This is a genomic window from Caballeronia sp. LZ034LL (assembly GCF_031451215.1).
Lineage (GTDB): Bacteria > Pseudomonadota > Gammaproteobacteria > Burkholderiales > Burkholderiaceae > Caballeronia.
In genome coordinates this window covers 1,341,106-1,366,984 of record NZ_JARUXR010000001.1, presented here as the reverse complement: position 1 = coordinate 1,366,984, position 25,879 = coordinate 1,341,106, and the positions used below count along the sequence as shown (strand labels likewise).

General features: G+C 64.5%; 22 protein-coding genes. 14 read left to right on the top strand and 8 right to left on the bottom strand.

What is annotated here, in order from left to right:
* Positions 1–426: 426 nt before the first annotated feature.
* Positions 427–1,662: an acetylornithine deacetylase gene (gene argE / locus QCE83_RS06335; RefSeq protein WP_309808214.1), complete on the top strand. Its 1,236-nt coding sequence runs from the start codon at positions 427–429 to the stop codon at positions 1,660–1,662.
* A 23-nt stretch (positions 1,663–1,685) separates the two neighbouring features.
* Entirely contained in the window at positions 1,686–2,690 is a 1,005-nt protein-coding gene (locus QCE83_RS06330; RefSeq protein ID WP_309808213.1) for a threonine/serine dehydratase, read from the top strand.
* A 72-nt stretch (positions 2,691–2,762) separates the two neighbouring features.
* Here QCE83_RS06330 and QCE83_RS06325 read toward each other — a convergent pair whose 3' ends face one another.
* The 4 genes from QCE83_RS06325 to QCE83_RS06310 form a co-directional block, all read right to left on the bottom strand.
* Complete coding sequence (locus QCE83_RS06325; RefSeq protein WP_309811495.1) at positions 2,763–3,581, bottom strand: ABC transporter permease subunit; 819 nt, start codon at positions 3,579–3,581, stop codon at positions 2,763–2,765.
* Complete coding sequence (locus tag QCE83_RS06320) at positions 3,581–4,489, bottom strand: ABC transporter permease subunit (RefSeq protein WP_309808212.1); 909 nt, start codon at positions 4,487–4,489, stop codon at positions 3,581–3,583. Before QCE83_RS06320 ends, QCE83_RS06325 begins: the two co-directional genes overlap by 1 nt.
* Positions 4,486–5,682, bottom strand: coding sequence for a polyamine ABC transporter ATP-binding protein (locus QCE83_RS06315; protein WP_309808211.1), 1,197 nt, complete (start codon positions 5,680–5,682; stop codon positions 4,486–4,488). Before QCE83_RS06315 ends, QCE83_RS06320 begins: the two co-directional genes overlap by 4 nt.
* A 160-nt stretch (positions 5,683–5,842) precedes the next feature.
* On the bottom strand, positions 5,843–6,958 hold the full coding sequence (locus tag QCE83_RS06310) for a polyamine ABC transporter substrate-binding protein (RefSeq protein WP_309808209.1): 1,116 nt from the start codon (positions 6,956–6,958) through the stop codon (positions 5,843–5,845).
* 632 nt (positions 6,959–7,590) lie between these two features.
* Here QCE83_RS06310 and QCE83_RS06305 point away from each other — a divergent pair.
* The 3 genes from QCE83_RS06305 to QCE83_RS06295 all read left to right on the top strand — a co-directional run bounded on the left by QCE83_RS06305 (position 7,591) and on the right by QCE83_RS06295 (position 10,629).
* On the top strand, positions 7,591–8,940 hold the full coding sequence (locus QCE83_RS06305; RefSeq protein WP_309808208.1) for an Nramp family divalent metal transporter: 1,350 nt from the start codon (positions 7,591–7,593) through the stop codon (positions 8,938–8,940).
* A 157-nt stretch (positions 8,941–9,097) separates the two neighbouring features.
* Positions 9,098–10,354 carry a phospholipase A gene (locus QCE83_RS06300; protein WP_309808207.1) on the top strand — a complete coding sequence of 419 codons (1,257 nt, stop codon included), beginning with the start codon at positions 9,098–9,100 and terminating at the stop codon, positions 10,352–10,354.
* Between the two features lie 71 nt (positions 10,355–10,425).
* Positions 10,426–10,629 (top strand): DUF1289 domain-containing protein, encoded by a 204-nt coding sequence (locus tag QCE83_RS06295; RefSeq protein WP_309808206.1) that lies wholly within the window; start codon positions 10,426–10,428, stop codon positions 10,627–10,629.
* A 72-nt stretch (positions 10,630–10,701) separates the two neighbouring features.
* Here the strand turns inward: QCE83_RS06295 and QCE83_RS06290 are convergent, their stop codons facing one another.
* The 4 genes from QCE83_RS06290 to QCE83_RS06275 form a co-directional block, all read right to left on the bottom strand.
* Positions 10,702–12,294, bottom strand: a complete 1,593-nt coding sequence (locus tag QCE83_RS06290) for an ABC-F family ATPase (protein ID WP_309808205.1) — start codon at positions 12,292–12,294, stop codon at positions 10,702–10,704.
* A 198-nt stretch (positions 12,295–12,492) separates the two neighbouring features.
* Entirely contained in the window at positions 12,493–13,938 is a 1,446-nt protein-coding gene (thrC, locus tag QCE83_RS06285) for a threonine synthase (RefSeq protein ID WP_309808204.1), read from the bottom strand.
* A 13-nt stretch (positions 13,939–13,951) separates the two neighbouring features.
* A complete protein-coding gene (locus tag QCE83_RS06280) occupies positions 13,952–15,274 on the bottom strand; it encodes a homoserine dehydrogenase (RefSeq protein ID WP_309808202.1) in 1,323 nt (440 codons plus the stop codon).
* Positions 15,275–15,299: 25 nt separating this feature from the next.
* On the bottom strand, positions 15,300–16,538 hold the full coding sequence (locus tag QCE83_RS06275) for a pyridoxal phosphate-dependent aminotransferase (RefSeq protein WP_309808201.1): 1,239 nt from the start codon (positions 16,536–16,538) through the stop codon (positions 15,300–15,302).
* A gap of 537 nt (positions 16,539–17,075) precedes the next feature.
* Here QCE83_RS06275 and QCE83_RS06270 point away from each other — a divergent pair.
* The 9 genes from QCE83_RS06270 (at position 17,076) to QCE83_RS06230 (ending at position 25,737) form a co-directional block, all read left to right on the top strand.
* On the top strand, positions 17,076–17,450 hold the full coding sequence (locus QCE83_RS06270; protein WP_309808200.1) for an Mth938-like domain-containing protein: 375 nt from the start codon (positions 17,076–17,078) through the stop codon (positions 17,448–17,450).
* A gap of 310 nt (positions 17,451–17,760) precedes the next feature.
* On the top strand, positions 17,761–19,434 hold the full coding sequence (locus QCE83_RS06265) for a glycosyltransferase family 39 protein (protein WP_309808199.1): 1,674 nt from the start codon (positions 17,761–17,763) through the stop codon (positions 19,432–19,434).
* Between the two features lie 96 nt (positions 19,435–19,530).
* Positions 19,531–19,902: an SMR family transporter gene (locus QCE83_RS06260; protein WP_309808198.1), complete on the top strand. Its 372-nt coding sequence runs from the start codon at positions 19,531–19,533 to the stop codon at positions 19,900–19,902.
* Positions 19,903–19,974: 72 nt separating this feature from the next.
* Positions 19,975–21,126: a DegT/DnrJ/EryC1/StrS aminotransferase family protein gene (locus QCE83_RS06255; RefSeq protein ID WP_309808197.1), complete on the top strand. Its 1,152-nt coding sequence runs from the start codon at positions 19,975–19,977 to the stop codon at positions 21,124–21,126.
* Between the two features lie 69 nt (positions 21,127–21,195).
* Positions 21,196–22,233 (top strand): glycosyltransferase, encoded by a 1,038-nt coding sequence (locus QCE83_RS06250; RefSeq protein ID WP_309808196.1) that lies wholly within the window; start codon positions 21,196–21,198, stop codon positions 22,231–22,233.
* Positions 22,230–23,228, top strand: a complete 999-nt coding sequence (locus QCE83_RS06245; protein WP_309808195.1) for a formyltransferase — start codon at positions 22,230–22,232, stop codon at positions 23,226–23,228. Before QCE83_RS06250 ends, QCE83_RS06245 begins: the two co-directional genes overlap by 4 nt.
* Entirely contained in the window at positions 23,225–24,271 is a 1,047-nt protein-coding gene (locus tag QCE83_RS06240) for a bifunctional UDP-4-keto-pentose/UDP-xylose synthase (RefSeq protein ID WP_309808194.1), read from the top strand. The genes QCE83_RS06245 and QCE83_RS06240 overlap by 4 nt, the downstream gene beginning before the upstream one ends.
* A gap of 15 nt (positions 24,272–24,286) precedes the next feature.
* Positions 24,287–25,183: a polysaccharide deacetylase family protein gene (locus tag QCE83_RS06235; RefSeq protein ID WP_309808193.1), complete on the top strand. Its 897-nt coding sequence runs from the start codon at positions 24,287–24,289 to the stop codon at positions 25,181–25,183.
* A 92-nt stretch (positions 25,184–25,275) separates the two neighbouring features.
* Positions 25,276–25,737 (top strand): peroxiredoxin, encoded by a 462-nt coding sequence (locus tag QCE83_RS06230; RefSeq protein WP_309808192.1) that lies wholly within the window; start codon positions 25,276–25,278, stop codon positions 25,735–25,737.
* The last annotated feature ends 142 nt before the right edge of the window (positions 25,738–25,879 follow it).

Genomic DNA, 25,879 nt, shown 5'->3' with positions numbered 1-25,879 from the left:
CTTGAATTCCTCTGAAAACTCTCGTCTGCCCATTTGACACCTCGTTGGTCGATCAAAGTCTACCTTTAAGAAGTGTCCAAGATTGTTAGACCACTACACCCCCGCCCCGGGGAGGGGCAGTGCTAATAGACCGACGCGAAACCGGGAAGTCCATAGAAGCGCAGGCGAACACAACAACCCACGCGAAGGACCAAAGCGAAGACCCCCGCCCCGGGGAGGGGCAGTGCTAATAGACCGACGCGAATACAGGAAGTCCATGGAAGCACAGGCGAACGCTAGAGCCCTGGCACCCGACGCGATAACGGGAAGTCCATAGAAGCGCAGGCGAAGGAAAAGATCCCAAGCGAAGACCCAGAGCGAAGAACGCCAAGCGAGGGAACGAGCATTTTTGGGCTATGATCAAACCCTACCCGCAGGAGCCAAAAAATGTCACAGATCGCTGACCAGGCGCATCTCGAAGCCTCATCGTCCTCGTCCAGAAACGCCTCACCGCTCTCCCTCCCCTGGATCGAAAAACTGATTTCTTTCGATACCGTCAGCCGCAACCCCAACCTTGGCCTGATCGAAACCGTCCGCGACGAACTGCGCCGCGCGGGCATCGAGGCCACGATCACCAACGATCCACGCGGCCAGTGGGCCAATCTCTTCGCCACGGTTCCGGCCCACGACGGCCAGACCAATGGCGGCATCGTGCTGTCGGGCCACACGGACGTCGTCCCCGTCGACGGCCAGAACTGGCAAAGCGACCCCTTCAAGCCCGAGATCCGCGACGGCCTCCTCTACGGCCGCGGCTCGTGCGACATGAAAGGCTTCATCGGCGCCGCACTCGCGATGCTCCCAAAAATGCAGGCCACGAAGCTCGCCAAACCCATCCACTTCGCGCTTTCGTATGACGAAGAAGTCGGCTGCGCGGGCGCACCGCTGATGATCGCCGACCTCAAGAAGCGCGGCCTGCAACCGGACGGCTGCATCGTCGGCGAACCGACCTCCATGCGCCCGATCATCGCCCACAAGGGCATCAACACCTATCACTGCTGCGTGCGCGGTTTCGCCGCGCATTCGTCGCTGACGCCGAAAGGCCTCAACGCCATCGAGTACGCCGCGCGCCTCATCTGCCATATCCGCGACCTCGTCGACGAGTTCCGCGCCAAAGGCCCGTTCGACGAACTCTACGACGTCCCCTTCACCACCGGCCAGACCAGCACCATCAAGGGCGGCAACGCCATCAACACCGTCCCGGCCGAATGCAATTTCGAGTTCGAATTCCGTAACCTGCCGACCATCGATCCCGATCAGATCTTCGGGCGCATCGAGTCCTATGCACGCGAGACGCTGCTGCCGCGCATGCTGAAGGAACACGGCAACGCCGCCATCGAATTCACGAAGCTCGCCTCCGCGCCCGGCCTCGACGCCACCGAGCAAGCCGCCATCACGCAACTCGTGCGCGCCCTCACCGCGGACCAGGAAAAGCACAAGGTCGCCTACGGCACCGAAGCCGGCCTGTTCGCGAACGCGGGTGTGCCGAGCATCGTGTGCGGGCCGGGCAATATCGAACAGGCGCACAAGGCGAACGAATACGTGTCGCTCGAACAACTCGCGCAGTGCGAGGCGTTCCTCGGCAAGTTCATCCACAGCATGTCCGTCGAAGCGCAGGCACGCTGATCCAACCCAAGTCACCACGCGTCATGTCCACCGACACGCACCATTCCGACAACACGATCGACGGCACGCCGATCCCCACGCTCGACGACATCGCCGGGCAGCACATGGCCCTCACGCCCTGGGTCGCACGCACGCCCACCTTCGAGCGTCACGATTTCCCGACGCTCGAAGGCACGCCCGTCACCTTCAAGATGGAACTGCTCCAGGCGAGCGGCACCTTCAAGGCCCGCGGCGCGTTCTCCAACCTGCTGGCGCTCACCGACAGTGAACGCTCGGCAGGCGTCACCTGCGTGTCGGCGGGCAATCATGCGGTGGCGGTCGCCTACGCCGCGCAACGCATGGACGTGGGCGCGAAGGTCGTGATCATCCGCAGCGCGAGTCCCGCGCGCGTCGCGCTGTGCCGTCGCTACGGCGCGGAGGTCGTGTTCGCGGAGAACGTCGCGGAAGCATTCGATGTCGTGCGCCGCGTCGAGGCGGAAGAAGGACGCGTGTTCATCCATCCGTTCAACGGCTATCGCACCGTGCTCGGCACGGCGACACTCGGCTACGAATGGGCCTCGCAGGCGCCGGATCTCGATGCGGTCATCCTGCCGATCGGCGGCGGCGGACTCGCGGCGGGCGTCTCCACCGCGATGCGCCTCGCGAATCCGTCACTGCATGTGTATGGCGTCGAACCGGAAGGCTCGGACGCGATGAAGCGCAGCTTCGAAGCCAATCACACGATCAAGATGGGCGCGATGCACGGCATCGCCGATTCATTGATGGCGCCGCACACCGAACAGTACAGCTACGAGCTGTGCCGGCGGCATATCGACGAGATCGTCACCGTGTCGGACAACGCGTTGCGGCACGGCATGCTGCAACTGTTCGGCGAACTCAAGCTGGCCGTGGAACCGGCCTGCGCGGCCGCCACCGCCGCCCTGCTCGGGCCGCTCCGGGAACGCCTGCAAGGCAAGCGCGTCGGCGTCCTGCTGTGCGGCACCAATACCGATCCAGCCACCTTCGCACGCCATCTCGCCGCCGTTTGAAGGTCAGAAACGCACGCGGCCCCGCGCCTTTCGACGCGGGGCCGCGCAACATCGAGCTCTTCCAGGCAAGCCTTACATCACCCCGGCGAGCCTTCTGCGCTCGCTGCGCTGCATGAAGTAATTCGCCGCGATCACCCCGACTGTCACCACCGCGATGAACAACGTCGCCAGCGCGTTCATCTCCGGATTGAGGCCCAGGCGCACGCGCGAGAACACGACCAGCGGCAAGGTCGTGGAACCCGGCCCGGACAGGAACGCGGACAACACGAGATCGTCGATCGACAGCGTGAAGGACAGCAGCCATCCCGCCACCAGCGCCTGGGAAATGAGCGGCAGCGTGATCGTGAAGAACACGCGCAAGGGCGTCGCGCCCAGATCGAGCGCGGCCTCCTCCAGCGACGGATTCAGTTCGCGCACACGCGATTCCACGATGATCGCGACATACGAGATGCACAGCATCACGTGGCCGACCCAGATCGTGAACAGCCCGCGCCCCGCGGGCCAGCCGATCAGCTTCGCCATCTCGACGAACAGCAGCAGCAACGATATCCCCTGGATCACCTCGGGGATCACGAGCGGCGCGTTGATCATGCCGGTATAGAGCGTGAAGCCCTTGAAGCGGCCCATGCGCGCGAGCACGAAGCCCGCCCACGTGCCGATCACCACCGACGCGCACGCGGTCAGGAACGCGATGCGCAACGAGAGCCACGCTGCGTTGATGAGCTCGTCGTCGGACCAGAGCGCGCGATACCACTTGAGCGAGAACGAAGTCCACACGGTCACCAGTTGCGACTCGTTGAACGAATAGACGATCAGGCTGAGAATCGGGATATACAGGAACGCAAACCCGATGCCGAGCGACGTGATCTGCAATGGACGGCTGGTCTTGATCATCGCTTGCCCTCCAGCTGCTTCGCCTGAAAGTGCTGGAACAGCGCCATCGGCACGAGCAGCAGCAGAACCATCGCGCAGGTGACGGCGGAGGCCATCGGCCAGTCGGCGTTATCGAAGAACTCGTTCCACATGACCCGGCCGATCATCAGCGTATCGGCGCCGCCGAGCAGTTCGGGGATCACGTACTCGCCCACCGCCGGAATGAACACCAGCAGGCAGCCCGCGATGATGCCGTTCTTCGACAGCGGCAATGTGATCTGCACGAACGCCTTCCACGGCTTCGCGCCGAGGTCGTAGGCCGCTTCGAGCAGCGTCAGGTCCATCTTCACGAGGTGCGCGTACAGCGGCATCACGAGAAACGGCAGATACGAATACACCATGCCGATATAAACCGCGATGTTGGTGTGATACAGCTCGATCGGCGAATGGATCAGTCCGATCGACATCAGGAAGTTGTTGAGCAGGCCGTTGTTCTTGAGAATGCCGATCCACGCGTACACGCGAATCAGAAACGACGTCCAGAACGGCAGCATCACCGCCATCAGCAACAGGTTGCGCGAAGCCGGATTCGAACGCGCGATGTAATACGCCATCGGATAGCCGATCAGCAGGCACAGCAGCGTCGAGACCGCCGCGACCAGCAGCGAATTCATGTAGGTCGCGAAGTACAGGCTGTCCTGCACCAGGAACGCGTAGTGCGAGAAATCGAGCGCGATGTTCATCACGCCGTCTTTCAGCGCGACCAGTTCCGTGTAGGGCGGAATGCCGAGCTGGCTGTCGGCGAAGCTGATCTTCACGACCAGCAGGAACGGCACGAAGAACAGCAGCAGCAGCCACAGATACGGCCCGCCGATCACCAGCGTGCGCCCCGACAGGCCCATCCGCCTGAACAGGTTGGCCATCATGACGTCAGCACCACGCCGGCCGACGCGCTCCAGCGCACGTAGACTTCGTCGTCGAAGGTCGGGGAATCGATCTCGCCGATCGCCAGGCTCGACAGGTTCGCGACCACGACCTTGCCCGAATCCAGCGTCACGTGATAGAGCGTGTAGCCGCCCATGTACGCGATGTTGCTCACCTTGCCGCGGCCCCAGTTATAGGCGCCTTCGGGTGGCTTGCGCGTCAGCGCGATGCGCTCGGGCCGCACGGAAATCGTGACGGGCATGCCGAGCGGCCCGGTGATGCCGTGGTTCACATAGAGGCGTACCGGCAGGTCCGTCGATTCGACGAACACGTGATCCGGTTCGTCTTCCACGACATTGCCGTCGAACAGGTTGGTCGAGCCGATGAACTGCGCGGAGAAGCGGCTGTTCGGGAATTCATAGACTTCGTGCGGCGTGCCGAGCTGGACGATCTGCCCTTCGCTCATCACGGCCAGGCGGTTGGCCATGGTCATGGCCTCTTCCTGATCGTGCGTCACCATGATGCAGGTCACGCCGACCTGATCGAGAATGTTGACCAGCTCGATCTGCGTGCGTTGGCGAATCTGCTTGTCGAGCGCGGACATCGGCTCGTCGAGCAGCAGGAGCTTCGGGCGCTTGACGAGGCTGCGCGCCAGCGCCACGCGCTGCTGCTGGCCGCCTGACAGCTGATGCGGCTTGCGCTTCGCATACGGCGCCATCTGCACGAGCCTGAGCGCGGTATCGACGCGATCCTTCAGTTCCGCGCCGCGCACGCCTTCCTGCTTGAGCCCGTACGCAACGTTCGACTCCACGCTCATGTGCGGAAACAGCGCGTACGACTGGAACATCATGTTCACCGGCCGGCGATACGGCGGCATCTGCGCGAGATCTTCGCCATCGATCAGGATCTGGCCTTCGGTCACGGACTCGAGGCCGGCCAGCATCCGCAACAGCGTGGACTTGCCGCATCCGGAACTGCCGAGCAGCGCGAACAATTCGCCCTTCTTCACCGACAGATTGACGCCCCGCACGGCCGTGGTCTCGCCGAACTTCTTGACGACATCGACGACCTGCACGAAGTTGTCGGTGAGACTTGCGCCGGACAAGGCGCCGCCCGGCTCCTGCCGGCCATTGACTCCGCCCGATCCACCCGATCCATTCGGCGCCGCCTGCGACGCGCTCGACTGCTCACTCATGATTGCCTGTCCGACTCCTGCGTAGTTGCGCCGCGTTGCGCGCGCCATTGCTCATCATTGCCACCGTTGCCCGCCGTTGCCATGCTTGCGTTCCGCACGAACAAAGCCCCCGGAGGACCAGGGGCTTCGTCGATTCAGGAACGCGGCCGGCGTGTCGTCATCATCGGCCGGACTTGAACTCGGTCCAGAGCCGCGTCTGCAGACGCTGGATTTCCGGCGGCAGCGGCTTCAGCAGGAACAGCGTCTTGATGACGTCCTGCGGCGGGTACACGGCCGGATCGTTGGCGACGTCCTTGTCCACGTACTTGCGCGCTTCCAGGTTCGCGCTCGGATAGTAGACCGCGTTGGTGATCGCGGCGTGCACTTGCGGCGTCTCGATGTAGTTGATCCACTCGTGCGCCGCTTCCTTGTTCTTCGCGTCCTTCGGAATGGCCATCACGTCGAACCACACCGGCGCGCCGCCCTTCGGAATGTAGTACTCGATCTTGAACGGCTTCTTCGCATCCACCGCGCGATGCTTGGCGATCACGACGTCGCCCGACCAGCCGTAGGTGAAGCAGATGTCGCCGCCCACCATGTCGTTGATGTAGCCCGACGAGTTGAACTGCGTGATGTACGGACGGATCTTCTTCAGCATCGCCAGGGCCGCGCGATAGTCGGCCGGGTTCGTGCTCATCGGATCCTTGCCCATGTAGTGCAGCGCGGCCGCGAACATCTGGTCGGGCGCGTCGAGCACCGACACGCCGCAGGCCTTCAGCTTCGAGATGTTCTCGGGCTTGAAGAGAATGTCCCAGTTATTGAGTTCGACGTTGTCGCCGAGCAGCTTCTTCGCTTTGTCGACGTTGTAGCCCAGGCCGGTCGTGCCGTACGCCCAGGGCACCGTGTACTGGTTGCCCGGGTCTGCGCCCGCGACCAGCTTCATCAGATCGGGATCGAGATACTTCAGGTTCGGCAGCTTCGATTTGTCGAGCGGCGAGAAGATGTTGGCGGCAATCTGCTTGCCGGCATAGTTGCTGGTCGGCACGACGATGTCGTAGCCCGAATTGCCGGTGAGCAGCTTGGCCTGGAGGGTGTCGTCGCTGTCGTAGTTGTCGTACTTCACCTTGACGCCGGTTTGCTTGGTGAAGTTGGGAATCGTGTCCTTGGCGATGTAATCCGACCAGTTGTACACGTTCAGCTGCGTGTCCTTCGCCATTGCAGCGAGCGGAGTCAACATCGCGGCGCAGGTCAGCGCGCCCGCCAGCTTGGCCATGCGGCCCGCCAGTTTCTCGTTCATCTCGATTCTCCGTTGTTGCGACTGTCAAGACGTCGTGCCGCGCGCTTCCGCCACCGGTTGAGTCCCGGTCGCTTCAAGCCCGACCCTGGCGCGCGACGCCCCTCAAAACCCCGAAAACTACCATTAAACGCAAGCACGACAAAAATTAACGGGCCGCCTGTCGCACAAAATCTACAGCCGCGCGGCACGTCGGTCCGGAAGTCTTGCGCAGCAAGCTTCGACGAGGCAAACGGCACCCGCGGGGAGCGCGCATTTTAGCCCCTAATCGCCCCCTGCGGCACCTGATAAAACCACACTCGCCAAAGGGACCGCGGGCGCGCTGTGCCGATGGGGTGTCATTATCTGTGATCGGCTGCCGGCATGCCCTTCCCTTGCCCGCCTTTCAGTTTCATTCAGGCGGCGAGGGGAACAATGCGCTGCGGCATCCGACCACGAATAGCCAGCGGAACAGTTGTTGCGAGCCAATTCGACGAGCGCCGCCTATGCGGCGCGCGACGAGCGCCGTACAGGCGGCTCGCGACAAGCGCCGTGTACACGGCGCGCGACGTGCGCCGTGCATGCGGCGCGTCCAGAACCCGCAACGACCGCACGTCAGCGCTGCGCCGTTGCCCGCTATTCGAGGCCGCCTTCGCATGAACACCAACCCGTCCACGCTTGGCGCACTGTCCGCCGCGCAATCCGACGCGCAGTCGAGCCCGGCGAATCTGGACGAGCGGGACGCCCCACGCCGGCGCGGGCCGCGCTCGGGCGGGCGCTGGTACTCGTTTGCCGGCGCGGGTGCGCTCGTCGCCGTGGGCTACATGGATCCGGGCAACTGGGCGACAGCGTTGGCCAGCGGCGCGCGCTACGGCTATGCGCTGCTCTTCGTCGTGCTGGTTGCGAGCCTGATGGGCATGCTGCTGCAATGGGTGGCCTCGCGGGTAGGCGTCGTCACTGGCCGCGATCTCGCGCAGCTGTGCCGTGAACGCTTTGGCCCGCGCACCAACTTTGCGCTGTGGGTGGCGTGCGAGATCGCGATCATCGCGTGCGATGTAGCCGAAGTGGTCGGCAGCGCGGTGGCGTTGCAGCTGCTGTTCGGCATCTCGCTCACGGCCGGCGTGCTGTTCTCGGCGGTCGGCACCTTCGCGATGCTCGCGCTGCAAAGCCGCGGGCGTCGGCCTTTGCAGCGCGTCGTGACCGCGCTGATCCTGTTCGTGAGCGTCTGCTTCGTGGTGGAACTCGCGCTGGCGCATCCGTCATGGAGCGGCGCGCTGCGCGGCGTCGCGCCCTCGCCCCAGCTCGTGCGCGATGCAGGCATGCTGTGGCTCGCCGCCGGCGTGTTGGGCGCTACCGTGATGCCGCACAACCTGTATCTCCATTCCACGCTCGTCAGGGACCATGCGCGCGGCCGCGATGACGTGTCGATCGCGCAGGCGCTGCGCGGCGTGAACATCGATACCTTCGCGTCGCTCGGTCTGGCGTTCGTTGTCAATGCGTCGCTGCTGATCGTGGCCGCGGCTGTGTTTCACGCGAGCGGCCACACCGAAGTCGAAGATCTCGCCGATGCCCACCGGCTCATTGCTCCCCTCGTCGGCAGTCAATGGGCGGGGGTCGTGTTCGCGGCCGCGCTGCTCGCCTGCGGCCTCAATGCGACCGTCACCGGCACGCTGGCCGGACAAGCCGTGATGGAAGGCTTTCTGCGCCTCAAGATGGCGCGCTGGGCGCGTGCGCTGACGACGCGGGCGCTGGCGATCGGTCCGGCGCTGGTGGCGGTGGCGTGCTTCGGCCAGCACGGCTCGAACACGCTGCTGGTTGCGACGCAGGTCGTTTTGAGCCTGCAACTGCCGCTTGCAGTGATTCCACTGGTCAGCTTCGCGTCCGATGCGCGGCTGATGGGCCGCTGGCGGGTCGCACGCCTGCCGCTCGCGCTGGCGTGGGGCTGCGCGGGTGTGATCGTCGCGTTGAACGGCGCGATGCTCTGGCAGGCGGCGTTTTCGGGGTGAATGCGGCTGTTTCGGTGCAAGTGGGGCGTCGAGGCATGATTTTCGCTACCTCATCCCGACGCGCGGCATTTCTTGCCGTTTCGTCGGACCCCGCCGGACCACGCCACAGCACGCCGCAGCGTGCTGGATCTCGCCTGCAACAGGACAATAACCAGACATGCCTTACCGCCCACGACGGCTTTCCCCCGCTCACGCCCTGCTGCTCACCACGTTTTGCGCGAGCGGAGCCGCTCACGCTACCGTCGCCGTGCTGCAACCCGCGCGCGAAGCGGCGGCTTCCCAGCCGCTCGAACTGACGCTGCTTTATACCGATGACGACGCAAAAGCACTCGCCGTCGATGTGCCGAAACAACTGACACAACTGACCGTGAATCTGACCAACGGCGACCTGCCGCCCGCGCCGTTGACGCTCACACGCGATCCCAAGGTGCCCGACCGTCTGCGGCTTGCGCCGGGGCAGTATCGACGGGTGCGGTTTTCGGCGCCCTGGCCGGACGCGGCGCGCGGCACGGTGAAGATCGATCCGGTGGGCTTCGACGCCTCGCCGATGCTGGTCACGATCAACCGCGGCGAGTCGCAGACGCAGGTCGCGGCCGCCGAGCATCGCGAAACGCAGGCGACCACGCCCTCGCAACTCGCGACCGCCACGGCCGCGGCGAACACGCAGGCAGCGCCGACCTCGACGGCGGATACCCTGCTGTCGGGCCGCTTCTCGAGCTTCGAGCCGATTTATTTCGCCGATGGCAAGAACGGCGACAACCTCGCCAAGTTCCAGTTCAGCTTCAAGTACCGGCTGCATTTGCCGGACGATCCGCGTTCGCGCGGCTTCCTGGACAACCTCTACTTCGGCTACACGCAGACGGCCATCTGGAATCTCTCAGCGGAGTCGGTGCCGTTCCGCGACATCAGCTTCCAGCCGCAGCTGTTCTACTACGTGCAGGACACGGGCTGGAACAGTCCGCTCTACACGCGCATGGGCATGGCGGCCGGTATCGGACATGAATCGAACGGCAAGAGCGGCGCGGATTCACGGGCGATCAACATCGCCTTCGTACGGCCGACCTGGGAATTCGGCGACCTCGACAGCAATCACCTGACGCTCTCGCCGAAGTTCTACTATTACCTGTCGAAGTCGGGGAATCAGGACATCGCGGATTATCGCGGGTATGTGGACTTTCTCGTGAAGTACGGCAGCCCGGACGGCCTGCAACTCGCGACCACGCTGCGCAAGGGCACCAAGCACTGGTACGGCAGCGTCGATTCGCAGCTCACCTATCCGCTGGCCAAGCTGATCGGGAGCGCATGGGGCGGGTATCTGTTCGTGAGCTACTTCAACGGCTACGGCGAGGATATCCTCGATTACAACCAGCGACATCACTGGATCGCGCGGATAGGCTACAGTATCGCGCGCTGACTTTTCTTTTGTTTCCGATCGCTTGGTCGCCGGGCCGCATTGCGGACGGCGGCGGGCCATGAACCGTTCTTATGTCTTCCATTCTTCACGATCAGCCCGACAGCCCGTGCATCGGCGTGTGCTCCACCCTCTTCGACGATGTCTGCAAAGGCTGCGGCCGCACGGCCGTCGAGGTGTCCAACTGGGTGTTTCTCTCCGATGAGGAGAAGCGCGTGGTCTGGGAACGCATACGGCGCGAAGGCACCGCGATGCGGTTCCGCAACGACCATCTGTAAATCTGGAAGCAGACGCAAAAACGGCCCGCTCTTGCGAGACGGGCCGTTGCATATGTCGCGCAGCTAGCGGACTTACTGAATCCCCTGGCTCGCCAGGAAGTCCTCGTAATTCCCGCCGAAGTCCCGCAACGTGCCGTCGGTCTTCACTTCGATGATCCGGTCCGCCAGGCCGCTCACGAACTCGCGGTCATGCGACACGAAGATCAGCGTGCCTTCGAACTTCTCGAGCGCGATCTGCAGCGACTCGATCGATTCCATGTCCATGTGATTGGTCGGCTCGTCCATCAGCAGCACGTTGTGGCGGCCGAGCATCAGCTTGCCCCAGATCATGCGGCCCTTCTCGCCGCCCGACAGCACCTTCACGTTCTTCTTGATGTCGTCCGCATTGAACAGCAGACGGCCGAGCGTGCCGCGCATCATCTGCTCGTCGTCGCCTTCCTTGCGGTACTGGTCGATCCACTCGGTCAGCGTCTCGTCCTTCGGAAACTCTTCGTACGTGTCCTGCGGCATGTAGCCGACATTCGCATTCTCGGCCCACTTCACCGTGCCGTGATCGAGATCCAGCGCGCCCTTGAGCGACTTGAGCAGCGTGGTCTTGCCCGCGCCGTTCTCGCCGATGATCGCGATGCGTTCGCCCGGCTGCACCGACAACGAAAAGTTCTGGAAGATGGTGCGGTCGTACTTCTTGGTCAGGTCTTCCGCCACGACCGCGATGTTGTGCAGCTTCTTTTCGAACTCGAAGCGGATGAACGGGTTCTGACGCGACGACGGCTTGAATTCCTCGATCTTGATCTTGTCGATCATCTTCAGACGGCTGGTGGCCTGACGCGCCTTCGACTTGTTGGCCGAGAAGCGCCGCACGAAGTCCTGCAAGTCCGCCACGCGTTCCTTCGCCTTCTGGTTGGCGGCCTGCTGACGCTCGCGCGCCTGCGTGGAGGCCAGCATGTAGTCGTCGTAGTTGCCCGGCCAGACCTTCAGCGTGCCGTAGTCCATGTCCGCCATGTGCGTGCACACCTGGTTCAGGAAGTGGCGATCATGGGAGATGATGATCATCGTCGAGTTGTACTGGTTGAGCACGTCTTCCAGCCAACGGATCGAGTTGATGTCCAGGTTGTTGGTCGGCTCGTCGAGCAGCAGCACGTCGGGCTTCGAGAACAGCGCCTGCGCCAGCAGCACGCGCAGTTTCCAGCCCGGCGCCACATTGCTCATCGGGCCGTTGTGATCGCTGATGTTGATGCCGATGCCCAGCAGCAGCTCGCCCGCGCGCGCCTCGGCCGTGTAGCCGTCGTATTCCGCGAACTTGGCTTCCAGGTCCGCCGCGCGCATGTAGTCGTCGTCGGTGGCGTCGGGGTTGGCGTAGATCGCGTCGCGCTCGGTCATCGCGGCCCACATCTCGGTGTGACCCAACATGACGACGTCGAGCACGCGCATGTCTTCGTAGGCGAACTGGTCCTGGCGCAGCTTGCCCAGGCGGACGTTCGGCTCCAGCATCACGTTGCCGGAACTGGGCTCGAGATCGCCGCCCAGAATCTTCATGAAGGTGGATTTGCCGCAGCCGTTCGCCCCGATCAGTCCATAGCGATTCCCTCCGCCGAACTTGACCGAGATGTTCTCGAAGAGGGGCTTGGGCCCGAATTGCATGGTGATGTTGGCGGTAGACAGCACGGCGCGTCCTTTCGAATGGGGTACGACGAAAAACCTGAGATTTTAGCAGCTTTTGGCGGGGTTTGAGGCGTGTTCAGGCCCGAAAGGCCTTCGCGCGTGCCGCAAAAGGGTGCCTTTAAACGATTCGGGGCGCAGCGATAGCCGCTGCGCCCCGTGCGTTCCTGCGACATTCCGCACGTGGCGGACGCGCGCCTGTGGTCAGGTGCGCTCGGCGATGAACGCTTTCACGACGTCTGCATCCGCAGGAACGATATCGAACCTTTGTGGCAGTTTTTCAAGTCCCGCGAACGCCGCCGGACGCTCCGGCTCGCGATTCAGCGCTTCGCGGATCGTTTCGCCGAACTTGATCGGCTGCGCGGTTTCGAGAACGATCATCGGCACGCCGGGCTTCAGGTTCTCGCGCGCGACCTTCACGCCATCCGCCGTATGGGTGTCGATCATCGTGTGATAGCGCTCAAACACGTCGCGAATGGTGTTCACGCGGTCGTCGTGTCCGCTCTTGCCCGACACGAAGCCGAATTCCTTCACGCGCGCGAAATCGCCGCTCGCGGCGAGGTCGAAGCCGCCCTTTTCCTCGACGTCGTGGAACAGTTGCAGCACGCGCGCCGGATCGCGTCCGAGCAGGTCGTACACGAACCGCTCGAAGTTCGACGCCTTCGAGATGTCCATGCTCGGGCTCGTCGTGTGATATGTCTCCGCCGCGCCGCGCACGCGATACACACCGGTGCGGAAGAACTCGTCGAGCACGTCGTTTTCATTCGTGGCGACAACCAATTGGTCGATCGGCAGGCCCATCATGCGCGCGATGTGTCCCGCGCACACGTTGCCGAAATTGCCCGACGGCACCGTGAACGACACCTTCTGGCTGTTGTCCGTGGTCGCCGCGAAATAGCCGCGGAAGTAGTACACAATCTGCGCGACGACGCGCGCCCAGTTGATCGAATTGACCGTGCCGATCTTGTGGCGCGCCTTGTAGGCGTGATCGTTGGACACAGCCTTCACGATGTCCTGGCAATGGTCGAAGTTGCCTTCCACCGCGAGGTTGAAGATGTTGGGATCCTGCAGCGAGAACATCTGCGCCGTCTGGAACGCGCTCATCTTCTTGTGCGGCGAAAGCATGAACACGCGTACGCCGGCCTTGCCGCGCATCGCGTATTCGGCGGCGCTGCCGGTGTCGCCGGAGGTGGCGCCCAGGATGTTCAGCGTCTCGCCATGTTTCGCCAGCGCGTACTCGAACAGGTTGCCCAGCAGCTGCATCGCCATGTCCTTGAACGCGAGCGTCGGACCGTTCGACAGTTCCAGCAGCGACAGCGCCGTGCCGTTCTCGACGCCGAGCGTCCTGAGCGGCGTGATCTGCACCGCGCTTTCCTCGTGGCGCACGTTGCTGTACACCTGCGCGGTGTAGGTCTTGCGCGTGAGCGAGCGGAGATCGGCGGCGGGAATGTCGTCGCTGAACTTCGAGAGCACCTCGAACGCGAGATCCGCGTACGACAGCGTGCGCCAGCGCGCGAGTTCGTCGGCGCCGACTTTCGGATAATCCGCCGGCAGATACAGGCCGCCGTCTTTCGCGAGTCCGCCCAGCAGGATGTCGGAGAACGTGTGGCGCTCGTTGCTGCCCGCGCCGCGCGTCGAAATGTAGTTCATGTCACGTACCTGATCAGTTGAGCGCTTCCATGCGCAGCTTCGTCACCTTCGAGACCACCGTGGACAGCGCCTCGATCTCCGCGATCGCCGCGTTCACGTTCTTTTCCACCGTCTCGTGCGTGATGAGGATGATGTCGGTCTCGCCCTTGCCGGCGCCGTCCACTTCCTCCGACTCCTTCTGCAACAGCGCGTCGATGGAAATGCCCTTGTCCGCCAGGATGCGCGTGATGTTGGCGAGCACGCCGGTCACGTCGGCGACGCGCAGACGCAGGTAGTAGCCGCTCGTCACGTCGTCGATCGGCAGGATGGGGGTGTTCGAGAGGCTGTCCGGCTGGAACGCCAGGTGCGGCACGCGATGCTCCGGATCCGCCGTATGCAGGCGCGTCACGTCGACGAGATCCGCGACCACCGCCGATGCCGTCGGCTCCGCGCCCGCGCCCTTGCCGTAGTACAGCGTGGTGCCGACCGCGTCGCCATGCACGACGACCGCGTTCATCGCGCCCTCGACGTTCGCCAGCAGGCGCTTCGCCGGGATCAGCGTGGGATGCGTGCGCAGTTCGATGCCCTGTTCCGTGCGCCGCGCGATGCCCAGCAGCTTGATGCGGTAGCCGAGGTCTTCGGCATAGCGGATGTCGATGGCGGCGAGCTTGCTGATGCCTTCCACGTAGGCGCGCTCGAACTGCACCGGCACGCCGAACGCAATGGCGCTCATGATCGTGACCTTGTGCGCGGCGTCGACGCCTTCGATGTCGAAGGTCGGGTCCGCTTCCGCGTAGCCGAGTTCCTGCGCGGCCTTGAGCGCAGTGGCGAAGTCGAGCCCGCGGTCGCGCATTTCGGAGAGGATGTAGTTCGTGGTGCCGTTGATGATGCCGGCGATGTACGCGATGCGGTTCGCCGTCAGGCCTTCGCGCAGCGCCTTGATGATCGGAATGCCGCCGGCCACCGCGGCTTCGAACGCGACCATGACGCCCTTGGCGCGCGCCGCTTCGAAGATTTCCGTGCCGTGCACCGCGAGCAGCGCCTTGTTGGCGGTGACCACGTGCTTGCCGTTGGCGATGGCGCGCAGCACGAGTTCGCGCGCGAAGCCCGTGCCGCCGATCATTTCGCAGACGATCGCGATGGACGGGTCGTCCACCACCGCATTGAAGTCGTCCGTCACCGCAATGCCTTGCGCCGTGGCCGCTTCGGCCTTGGCCGGCGTGCGCAGGGCGATGCGCGAGATTTCGATGCCGCGGCCCGCCCGGCGTTTGATTTCTTCCTGGTTGCGGCGCAGCACCGTGAAGGTGCCGCTGCCGACCGTGCCGAAGCCCAATAGTCCTACTTTGATCGGTTCCATGCAGCGTGCTTCTTTAAAAGGGAAATTAAGCGGAGTGGCGTTTGCGATAACCGTCGAGGAATCGGGCGATGCGATTCACGGAGTCGGCAAGGTCGTCGACATTCGGCAGGAAAACCACGCGGAAGTGATCCGGCGTCGGCCAGTTGAAGCCCGTGCCCTGCACCAGCAGCACGCGCTCCTCCAGCAGGAGATCCGTGATGAACTGCTGGTCGTCCTGGATCGGGTACATCTTCGGATCGAGGCGCGGGAACATGTAGAGCGCCGCCTGCGGCTTCACGCAGGTCACGCCCGGAATGGCGGTGAGCATGTCGTAGGCGAGCTCGCGCTGCTTGTAGAGGCGTCCGCCCGGCAGGATCAGGTCGTTGATGCTCTGGTAGCCGCCGAGCGCCGTCTGGATCGCGTACTGGCCCGGGACGTTCGGGCACAGGCGCATCGACGCCAGGATGCCCAGCCCTTCGAGATAGTCCTTCGCGCGGCGGCGGTTCTCTTCGATCAGCCCGGAAATGGCCATCCAGCCCGCGCGGTAGCCGCACGAGCGATAGCTCTTCGACAGGCTGTTGAAGGTCACCGTGATGACGTCTTCGGAGAGCGCGGCCATCGACGTGTGCGTGAGGCCGTCGTAGATGATCTTGTCATAGACCTCGTCGGCGAAAATGATGAGGCCGTGCTCGCGCGCGATCGCAATCAGGTCCAGCAGCAGCTGATCCGAGTACAGCGCGCCGGTCGGGTTGTTCGGGTTGATGACGACGAGCGCCTTGGTGTTCGGCGTGATCTTCGCGCGGATGTCGTCGAGGTCGGGCATCCAGCCGTTGCCTTCGTCGCACAGGTAGTGCCGCGGCGTGCCGGCCGAAAGGCTCACGGCCGCCGTCCACAGCGGATAGTCGGGCGCGGGCAGCAGGACTTCGTCGCCGTCGTTGAGGAGCGCCTGCATGGCCATGACGATCAGCTCGGACGCACCATTGCCGATGTAGATGTCGTCCAGACCCACCCCTTCCACGCCCTTCTGCTGCGTGTAATGCATGATCGCCTTGCGCGCGGCGAACACGCCTTTCGAATCCGAGTAACCCGACGAACCCGGCAGGTTGCGGATCATGTCCTGGATGATCTCGTCGGGCGCCTCGAAACCGAACGGGGCCAGATTGCCGATGTTGAGCTTGATGATGCGGTGGCCTTCTTCCTCGAGGCGCTTCGCGTGCTCGAGCACGGGTCCGCGAATGTCGTAGCAGACGTTTTGCAGCTTGTTGGATTTCAGAATCGGTTTCACGGCTGGCGCTCTGGTCTGGATGTGTGGACGGACGTTGTCTGGTTCGATGCGGCTTGGGCGTCGTAACCGCTGATGTTGCACGCCTGAGGTTGCGCGATTCCGGCCCGGTCGTCCGTGCGTCCAGCCTCGCGCGCGGACAGCGTGCAGACGAGCGTGGCAGACCGGGATGGGGAGCCTGGGCTTCGAAAGCGACTTCAACCTGGGCTGATGAGTTTCGGGCAAGCCGCCCGGGCGTCGGACGACATATTCTAGACGCAGCGCCGGGTAGGCTTGAGCGTTGCGGACCGGGGACTAAGCCGGAGGCGGCGATTGCGCGCGATGGCGGCTTGTGGCGGCAGCGAGCGCAACGGGCGGCGCGAGCGGGCCCGGCAGCCGGAAAGTTATAATTTACTGATTATGGCTCCGTTGCGCAATGCACCAAAGCCGCGCCGCCGCGCCCTGCGGGCGGGCGCGCGTGATCTGGCCGGCGCGTCCGCCGGCCTGCACGTCGCGTAACACTTGCCGGGCCCTTCATCCCTTCCCTGCCGGATCACTGTTTTGAAACTTCACCAGGATTCCACCAGCGCACTCAATACCATCACGAGCTACGGAGACGGATTCGTCGCGATCAACCTCGAACGGCACGAAGGCAGCGTGATCGTGATGCCCGAAACGCCGGTGACCGCATGGCCGGTTGCGTCGTTCGACGCGCTGGCCCCTGAGCACTTCCAGGCGCTGATAGAAGGCGCGCCCGAGGTGGTCATCTTCGGCAGCGGCACGCGCCTGCGCTTTCCGCATCCGCGCCTGACGGCGAGCCTGGCCCAGCATCGCATCGGCGTCGAAACGATGGACTTCGGCGCCGCCTGCCGGACCTACAACATCCTGATGTCCGAAGGCCGGCGCGTGGCGGCGGCCTTGCTGATCGAGCGCTGATCGCGCGCTGATCGATTCGGGGCATACGCCCGGAGTGCGCTAAGGAACCGTTAAGGAACGGCTGGCAGACTCCGGCCGCGCGCCTGAAATCGGTGCAGGCTGCGATGCAGGCGAGCACGCTCCAGCAGGTCGCGCCGTGGCGTACTGATAAACTCCCGCCCGGCATTCATGGCAACGGACCGCAGGACGCGGGACCGGCGCGGCGGCAACGCAGACGCGCCCGACGCCGCGAATACCCCGAACCACCGGGCGTTCCCGCCCCTTTCGTTCCACTAGCGCCGCGCATCGCGGCATCGGACAGGTCGACTTCATGAACGATACGCCTTCGCGGCTACCGCTCACCCGTCTCGCGCTCATTCTTCTGGTCCTGGCGCTCGCGCTCGTCTGGTTCGGGCCGCTGGGCTATCGCCATCTGGTGCCGAGCGACGAAGGCCGCTACGCCGAAATGGCCCGCGAGATGTTCGTGACCGGCGACTGGATCACGCCGCGCTACAACGGCTACAAGTATTTCGAGAAACCGCCCCTGCAAACTTGGGCAAACGCGCTGACCTTCGCGTGGTTCGGCATCGGCGAATGGCAAGCTCGGCTTTACACGGCGCTCACGGGCTTTGCCGGCGTGCTGTTGGTGGGCTATACCGGCACGCGCGTGTTCAACGCGATGACGGGGTTCGCCGCCGCCGTGGTGCTCGCGACCTGCCCCTACTGGAACCTGATGGGCCACTTCAACACGCTCGACATGGCCCTGTCGTTCTGGATGCAGGTCACGCTGTGCGCGCTGCTGCTGGCGCAGCGTCCCGGCCTCCCGGCGCGCGCCGTGCGCGGCTGGATGTGGCTGTGCTGGGCCGGCATGGCCGCGGCGGTGCTGTCGAAGGGTCTGGTCGGGCTGATCCTGCCGGGCGCCGTGCTGATCCTCTATTCGCTCGTCGCGCGCGACTGGGCACTCTGGAAGCGGCTCTATATCGGCAGCGGGCTGATCGTGTTCCTGGTCATCACCGCGCCGTGGTTCGTGCTCGTGCAGATGAAGAATCCCGAATTCTTCAACTTCTTCTTCATCGTCCAGCAATTTCAGAGATATCTGACGCCCGAGCAGAATCGCCCGGGCGCGTTCTATTACTTCGTGCCCGTGCTGCTGGTCGGCTTCCTGCCGTGGCTGTCGGTGGCCGCACAGAGCGTCTGGCACGGCATCCGCACGCCGCGCCAGCCGAACGGCTTCGCGCCCGTCACCCTGCTGCTGATCTGGTCGGCGTTCATCTTCCTGTTCTTCAGCGCGTCGCACTCGAAGCTCATCTCCTACGTGCTGCCCGTCGCGCCGGCGCTGGCGCTGGTGATCGGGCTCTATCTGCCGTCGCTGACGCCGCAGCGCTACCGCATGCATCTGATCGGCTATGCCGTGTTCCTGGTCGCGGCGGCGCTCGGGGCGATCTTCATCGGCCGTGCGGGCAGCGCCAACACGCCGAACGCGCTCTATCGCGTCTTCCAGCTGTGGGTGTGGGCCGGGCTCGCCGTGGCCTTCGTCGCGACGCTGGTCGCGCTGTGGCTGAACCGCCGCAGCGTGCTGGCGGGCGCCACCGGACTGGGCGCCGCGTGGCTGCTGCTGGGCACGATCGCCGGCTCCGGCCACGATGTCTTCGGCACGCAGAGTTCGGGCGTGCAGCTCGTGCCGTCCGTCAAGGCCGCGATGGCGAAACTGCCGCCCGACACGCCCTTCTATTCGATCGCCAAGCTCGATCACACGATGCCCTTCTACCTCGGCCACACGATGATCATGGTCGGCGAAGCGGACGAACTGACCTTCGGCGTGCATGCGGAGCCGCAGAAATGGGTGCCGAGCATCGACGAATGGGTCCGGATCTGGGATTCGGAGCACGCCGCGCTCGCGCTGATGCCGCCCTATCGTTACGACGAGCTGGAGAAACGTCACGTGCCCATGCAGGTGATCGCGCGCGACGAGCGTCGCGTGATCGTCGAGAAACCACAGCCCTGAGCCTTCGAATGCCTTTCGGCCGCGCACTTGAAGCGCACGGCCGTGCGGCATTTGGCGGCGAACCGGGTATCCTAGATCCGCACCCGACCTTTCACGATGAACCTGATTTCTCTCATTTGCATCATCATCGGCGTATCGTTGAACGCATGCGCCCAGTTGCTGCTCAAAGCCGGCGTGAACGCGGTGGGCCATTTCGACTTCACGCCTGCCAATATCGTGCCCGTCGGGATGAAGATCGCCACGCAGCTTCCGATCATCGGCGGACTGAGCTGTTATGTGCTGAGCGTGGTCGTGTGGATCGTCGGGCTGTCGCGCGTGGACGTGTCGATCGCCTATCCGATGCTCTCGCTCGGCTACGTCGTCAACGCATTCGCGGCGTGGTACCTGTTCGGCGAAGTGCTGTCGATGCAGCGGCTCATCGGCATCGGCATCATCCTGGTCGGCGTGGTGGTGCTCGCGCGCGGCTGAAGCGCGGCCTGCCTCGCGTCCCGACCCGCGGCGGCCCTGTCCGGATCAATCATCAATTACAACGCATAGCCCATGACTCAAACCTCGCGGCCGTTCCTGCCTTTCGTGAAGCCCGACATCGACGAAGAAACCATCCAGGGCGTGGTCGACGTGCTGCGTTCGGGCTGGATCACCACCGGCCCGCAGAACCAGCAGTTCGAAGCGGAGCTGTCGGCGTATTGCGGCGGCCGGCCGGTGCGGGTGTTCAACTCCGGCACCTGCACGATGGAAATCGGCCTGCGCATCGCGGGCGTCGGCGCGGGCGACGAAGTCATCACCACGCCGATGACCTGGGTGTCCACGGCGAACGTGATCCTCGAAGTGGGCGCGACGCCGGTGTTCGTCGACATCGATCCGGTCACGCGCAATCTCGACCTGAACCTGCTCGAAGCCGCCATCACGCCGCGCACGAAAGCCATCATGCCGGTGTATCTGGCGGGGCTGCCGGTGGACATGGACCGGCTCTATGAGATCGCGCGGGCGCACGGGCTGCGCGTGATCGAGGACGCGGCGCAGGCCTTCGGGTCGAGCTGGAACGGCAATCGCATCGGCGCCCTCGGCGACCTGGTCTCGTTCAGCTTCCACGCGAACAAGAACCTGACGTCGATCGAAGGCGGCGCGCTCGTGCTCAACAACGAGGACGAGGCGGAGCTTGCGCGCAAGTACCGCCTGCAAGGCATTACGCGGACCGGTTTCGACGGCATGGACTGCGACGTCCTCGGCGGCAAGTACAACCTGACCGACGTCGCGGCGCGCGTCGGGCTCGGCCAGTTGCGCCAGATCGACCGCTTCACGGAAAAACGCCGCCAGCTGGCGCGCGCGTACTTCGACGCGTTTGAAGGCGGCGCCGCCGTGCGCCTCGGCACGGGCCTGCCGCTGCGCAACTTCAGCGACGCCAACTGGCACATGTTCCAGATCGCGTTGCCGCTGGAGCGGCTCACGCTCACGCGCGCCGAGTTCATGGAGGAGATGAAGGAACGCGGCGTCGGCACGGGCGTGCACTATCCGGCGCTGCATCTGTTCACGCTGTATCGCGCGCGCGGTTTCCACGAAGGCATGTTCCCGCATGCCGAGGAGCTCGGCGCGGCCACGCTCACGCTGCCGCTCTTCACGCTGATGGAGACCGCCGACGTGGAGCATGTCGTGAGCTCCATCGATGCGATCTGCGAGCAGTTCGGGCGATGAACACGCCATGAGAAACGCACAAGACATGCACCCGCCAATCACGGGCAACCCAGGGACAACCAGCGCAACATGAGTCATTTCGATTTTCCGGCGACTTCCCCCGAGCTTTCGGTGATCATCCCCGTCTACAACGAGGAAGCCGGCCTCGCCGCCCTGTTCCAGCGCCTGTATCCGGCGCTCGACGCGCTCGGCACGTCGTACGAGGTGATCTTCATCAACGACGGCAGCCGGGACAAGTCGGCGGCGCTGCTCGCGAAGCAGTTCCACGCGCGCCCCGACACTACCCGCGTCATCCTGCTGAACGGCAACTACGGCCAGCATATGGCGATCCTCGCGGGCTTCGAGCAGTCGCGCGGCGAGATCGTCGTCACGCTCGACGCCGACCTGCAGAATCCGCCCGAGGAAATCGGCAAGCTGGTGGCGAAGATGCACGAGGGCTACGACTACGTCGGCACGATCCGCCAGCAGCGCCAGGACAGCCTGTGGCGCAAGAAGGCGTCGCGCGCGATGAACCGGCTGCGCGAGCGCATCACCAAGATCCGCATGACGGACCAGGGCTGCATGCTGCGCGCCTACAGCCGCCATATCATCGACACGATCAACCGCTGCGGCGAGATCAATACCTTCATTCCGGCCCTCGCCTACACCTTCGCGCAGAACCCGATCGAAGTGGACGTGGCCCACGAGGAGCGCTTCGCGGGCGAATCCAAGTATTCGCTCTACAGCCTCATCCGCCTGAACTTCGACCTGGTCACCGGGTTCTCGGTGGTGCCGCTGCAATGGCTGTCGTTCATCGGCGTGATTCTCTCGGTGGGATCGGCGGGCCTGTTCCTGCTGCTGCTGATCCGCCGCTTCATGTTCGGCGCGGAAGTCCAGGGTGTGTTCACCCTGTTCGCCATCACCTTCTTCATGCTCGGCGTGATCATCTTCGCGCTCGGGCTGCTGGGCGAATACATCGGCCGGATCTACCAGCAAGTGCGCGCGCGGCCGCGCTATCTGGTGCAGACCATCCTCGAAGAACGCGACGGCCTGCCCACCGCCACCCGGCCACTGCAGGACGCCGTGCAGCAGGTCGCCGTGGTCACGCGCGAGGAAGACGGCGCATGAAGCCGCGCGCAGTCGTCTTCGCCTATCACGACGTCGGCGTGCGTTGCCTGCAGGTGCTGCTCGCGCGCGGCGTGGAGGTCGCGCTCGTCGTCACGCACGAGGACAGCGCGAGCGAGAACATCTGGTTCGGGAGCGTCTCGCAGGTGGCGGCGGAGCATGGCATCGCCACGCTCACCCCGGCCGATCCGAAGTCGCCCGAGCTTCACGAGGCCGTCGAACGCCTCGCACCCGACTTCATCTTCTCGTTCTACTACCGGCACATGCTGCCGGTGGCGCTGCTGTCGCTCGCGCGGCGCGGCGCGTACAACATGCACGGCTCGCTGCTGCCGAAGTACCGCGGCCGCGTGCCCACCAATTGGGCGGTGCTCAACGGCGAGACCGAATCCGGCGCGACGCTGCATGAAATGGCCGCGAAGCCCGACGCCGGCGCGATCCTCGCGCAGACGCCGGTGCCCATCCTGCCCGACGATACCGCCGCGCAGGTCTTCGACAAGACCGTGGTCGCCGCCGAGCAGACGCTCTGGCGCGTGCTGCCCGCGCTGCTGGCCGGCGACGCGCCGCGCCTGCCGAACGATCTCGCCGCCGGCAGCTACTACGGCGGGCGCAAGCCGGAAGACGGGCGCATCGACTGGACGCAGCCGGCCGCGCGCGTCTACAACCTGGTTCGCGCCGTGGCGCCGCCTTATCCGGGCGCGTTCACGGATCTCGGCGCTGACCGCTTCATCGTCGCGCGTGCGCGGCTCGTGCCGGAAACCGGCGCACCGGGCGTCACGCCGGAAAGGCTCGGTGAGCTGCGCGGTTTGCCCCCGGGCCTTGCCGTGACGGATAATGCGCTGTTCGGCGTGTGCGGCGATGGCCGCGTCATCGCCATCCACGAATTGCGCCATCGGCCGCTGTCCGCCGACGGTCAACCCGTGGGCGACGAGCGCGCCATCAGCCCTGCCGAATTCGCCACCGCTTTCGGCCGCCTCACTCAATCCTCTCGTCATTCATGAAAAAAGTTCTGATCCTGGGTGTGAACGGCTTCATCGGCCACCACCTGTCCAAGCGCATCCTCGAGACCACCGACTGGGAAGTCTTCGGGATGGACATGCAAACCGATCGTCTGGGCGACCTCGCAAATCACGAACGGATGCACTTCTTCGAAGGCGACATCACGATCAACAAGGAGTGGGTCGAGTATCACGTCAAGAAGTGCGACGTGATCCTGCCGCTGGTCGCCATCGCGACGCCCGCCACCTACGTGAAGCAGCCGCTGCGCGTGTTCGAACTCGACTTCGAGGCGAACCTGCCCATCGTCCGTTCAGCCGTGAAGTACGGCAAGCACCTGGTGTTTCCGTCGACGTCCGAGGTGTACGGCATGTGCACCGACGAGCAGTTCGACCCGGAGAACTCGCAGCTCTCCTACGGCCCGATCAACAAGCCGCGCTGGATCTACGCGTGCTCCAAGCAGCTGATGGACCGTGTGATCTGGGGCTACGGCATGGAAGGCCTGAACTTCACGCTGTTCCGTCCGTTCAACTGGATCGGCCCGGGCCTTGACTCCATCTACACGCCGAAGGAAGGGTCGTCGCGCGTGGTGACGCAGTTCCTCGGCCATATCGTGCGCGGCGAGAACATCAGCCTGGTCGACGGCGGCGCGCAGAAGCGCGCGTTCACCGACATCGACGATGGCATCGGCGCGCTGATGAAGATCATCGAGAACAAGGGCGGCGTGGCCAGCGGCAAGATCTATAACATCGGCAACCCGAAGAACAACTTCTCGGTGCGCGAGCTGGCCGGCAAGATGCTGGCGCTCGCCAACGAATATGCCGAATACGCGGACACGGCGAAGAAAGTCCAGCTCGTCGAGACCTCGTCGGGCGCGTACTACGGCGAGGGCTACCAGGACGTGCAGAACCGCGTGCCGAAGATCGACAACACGATGCAGGAACTCGGCTGGGCCCCGCAGGCCACCATGGACGACGCGCTGCGCAAGATCTTCGAAGCGTATCGCGGGCACGTGGGCGAAGCCCGCAAGCTCGTCGAGCAGGCGTAAGGGCGAGGAAGCCGCGTGGCACGCATTGTCCTCAAGATCGACGTCGATACCCTGCGCGGCACGCGCGAAGGCGTGCCCAACCTCGGGCGTCTGCTCGACCAGTACGCCGCGCGCGCCACCTTCCTCTTCAGCCTCGGCCCGGACCATACCGGCTGGGCCTTGCGCCGCGTCTTTCGGCCGGGCTTCCTGAAGAAGGTGTCGCGCACCTCGGTGGTCGAGCACTACGGGCTCAGGACGCTGATGTACGGCGTGCTGCTGCCGGGACCGGACATCGGCCGCGAAGCCGTGTCGGAGATGCGCGCCATCCACGAAGCCGGCTTCGAATGCGGCATCCATACGTGGGACCACGTGTACTGGCAGGACAACGTGCGCGCGCGTGACCGCGACTGGACCGTGACGCAGATGCAGCAGAGCCATGCGCGCTTCATCGAGATCTTCGGCGCGCCGCCCGTCACGCACGGCGCGGCCGGCTGGCAGATGAACGGCCACGCGTTCGAGCAGATCGACGCGTGGGGCATGCGCTACGCGTCCGACGGCCGCGGCCACACGCCCTATATCCCCGTGCTCGACGGCCGCACGCTGAACCACGTGCAGATGCCCACCACCCTGCCGACGCTCGACGAAGTGCTCGGCGTGGCGGGTGTCGACGAAAGCAACGTCGCCGCGCATCTGCTGAAGCACACCGAGAACAACCCGCACGACCAGGTGTTCACGCTGCACGCGGAGCTCGAAGGCCAGAAGCTCGCGCCCGTGTTCGGAGAACTGCTGGCCGGCTGGCGCGCGCAGGGACACGTCTTCGCCACGATGGGCGATTATCATGCGGCGCTGGACCGCGCGACGCTGCCCACGTACCCTGTCACGTGGGGCGAGATTCCGGGCCGCGCGGGCGAACTCATCGTCCAGCCGGGCTGAAATCCCGCCCGGGCAGCGCGCCCGAGCCTCGCGCGCGGCGCGCGTGCAGATCGTCTCCCTCACCAACAATCCACAACAACGGAGAAGCCTTCGTGTCAGTCGCTGTCGACCAGCCCGTTCCCGATTTCACCGCACCCGCAACCGGCGGCGAGTTCACCCTCTCCTCCCTGCGCGGCAAGAAGGTCGTGCTGTTTTTCTATCCGAAGGACAACACGCCGGGTTGCACGACCGAAAGCCTGCAGTTCCGCGACCACTACGAGCTGTTCCGGAAGGCCGGCGCGGAAGTGGTCGGCATCTCGCGCGACAGCGTGAAGTCGCACGACAACTTCAAGGCCAAGCTGGAGCTGCCCTACACGCTGGTGTCGGACGGCGACGAAGCCATCTGCGCACAGTTCGATGTCATCAAGATGAAGAAGATGTACGGCAAGGAAGTGCGCGGCATCGAGCGCTCGACCTTCCTGATCGACGCCCAGGGCGTGCTGCGGCAGGAGTTCCGCGGCGTGCGCGTGCCGGGGCACGTCGAGGCCATCGTGGAGGCTGTACAAGCCATTTGAGGCACGATATATTGGTTCGCAATGAGCGCCTGTCCCTTCACTTTCCTCCTTCCCGGCACCAGCCGTCGTGCGCCCTGCGGCGCGGTCGGCATGGATCCGGGTTATCCGGGCGGTGAGGCAGCGGGTCGGCGCAGGCGCTCTG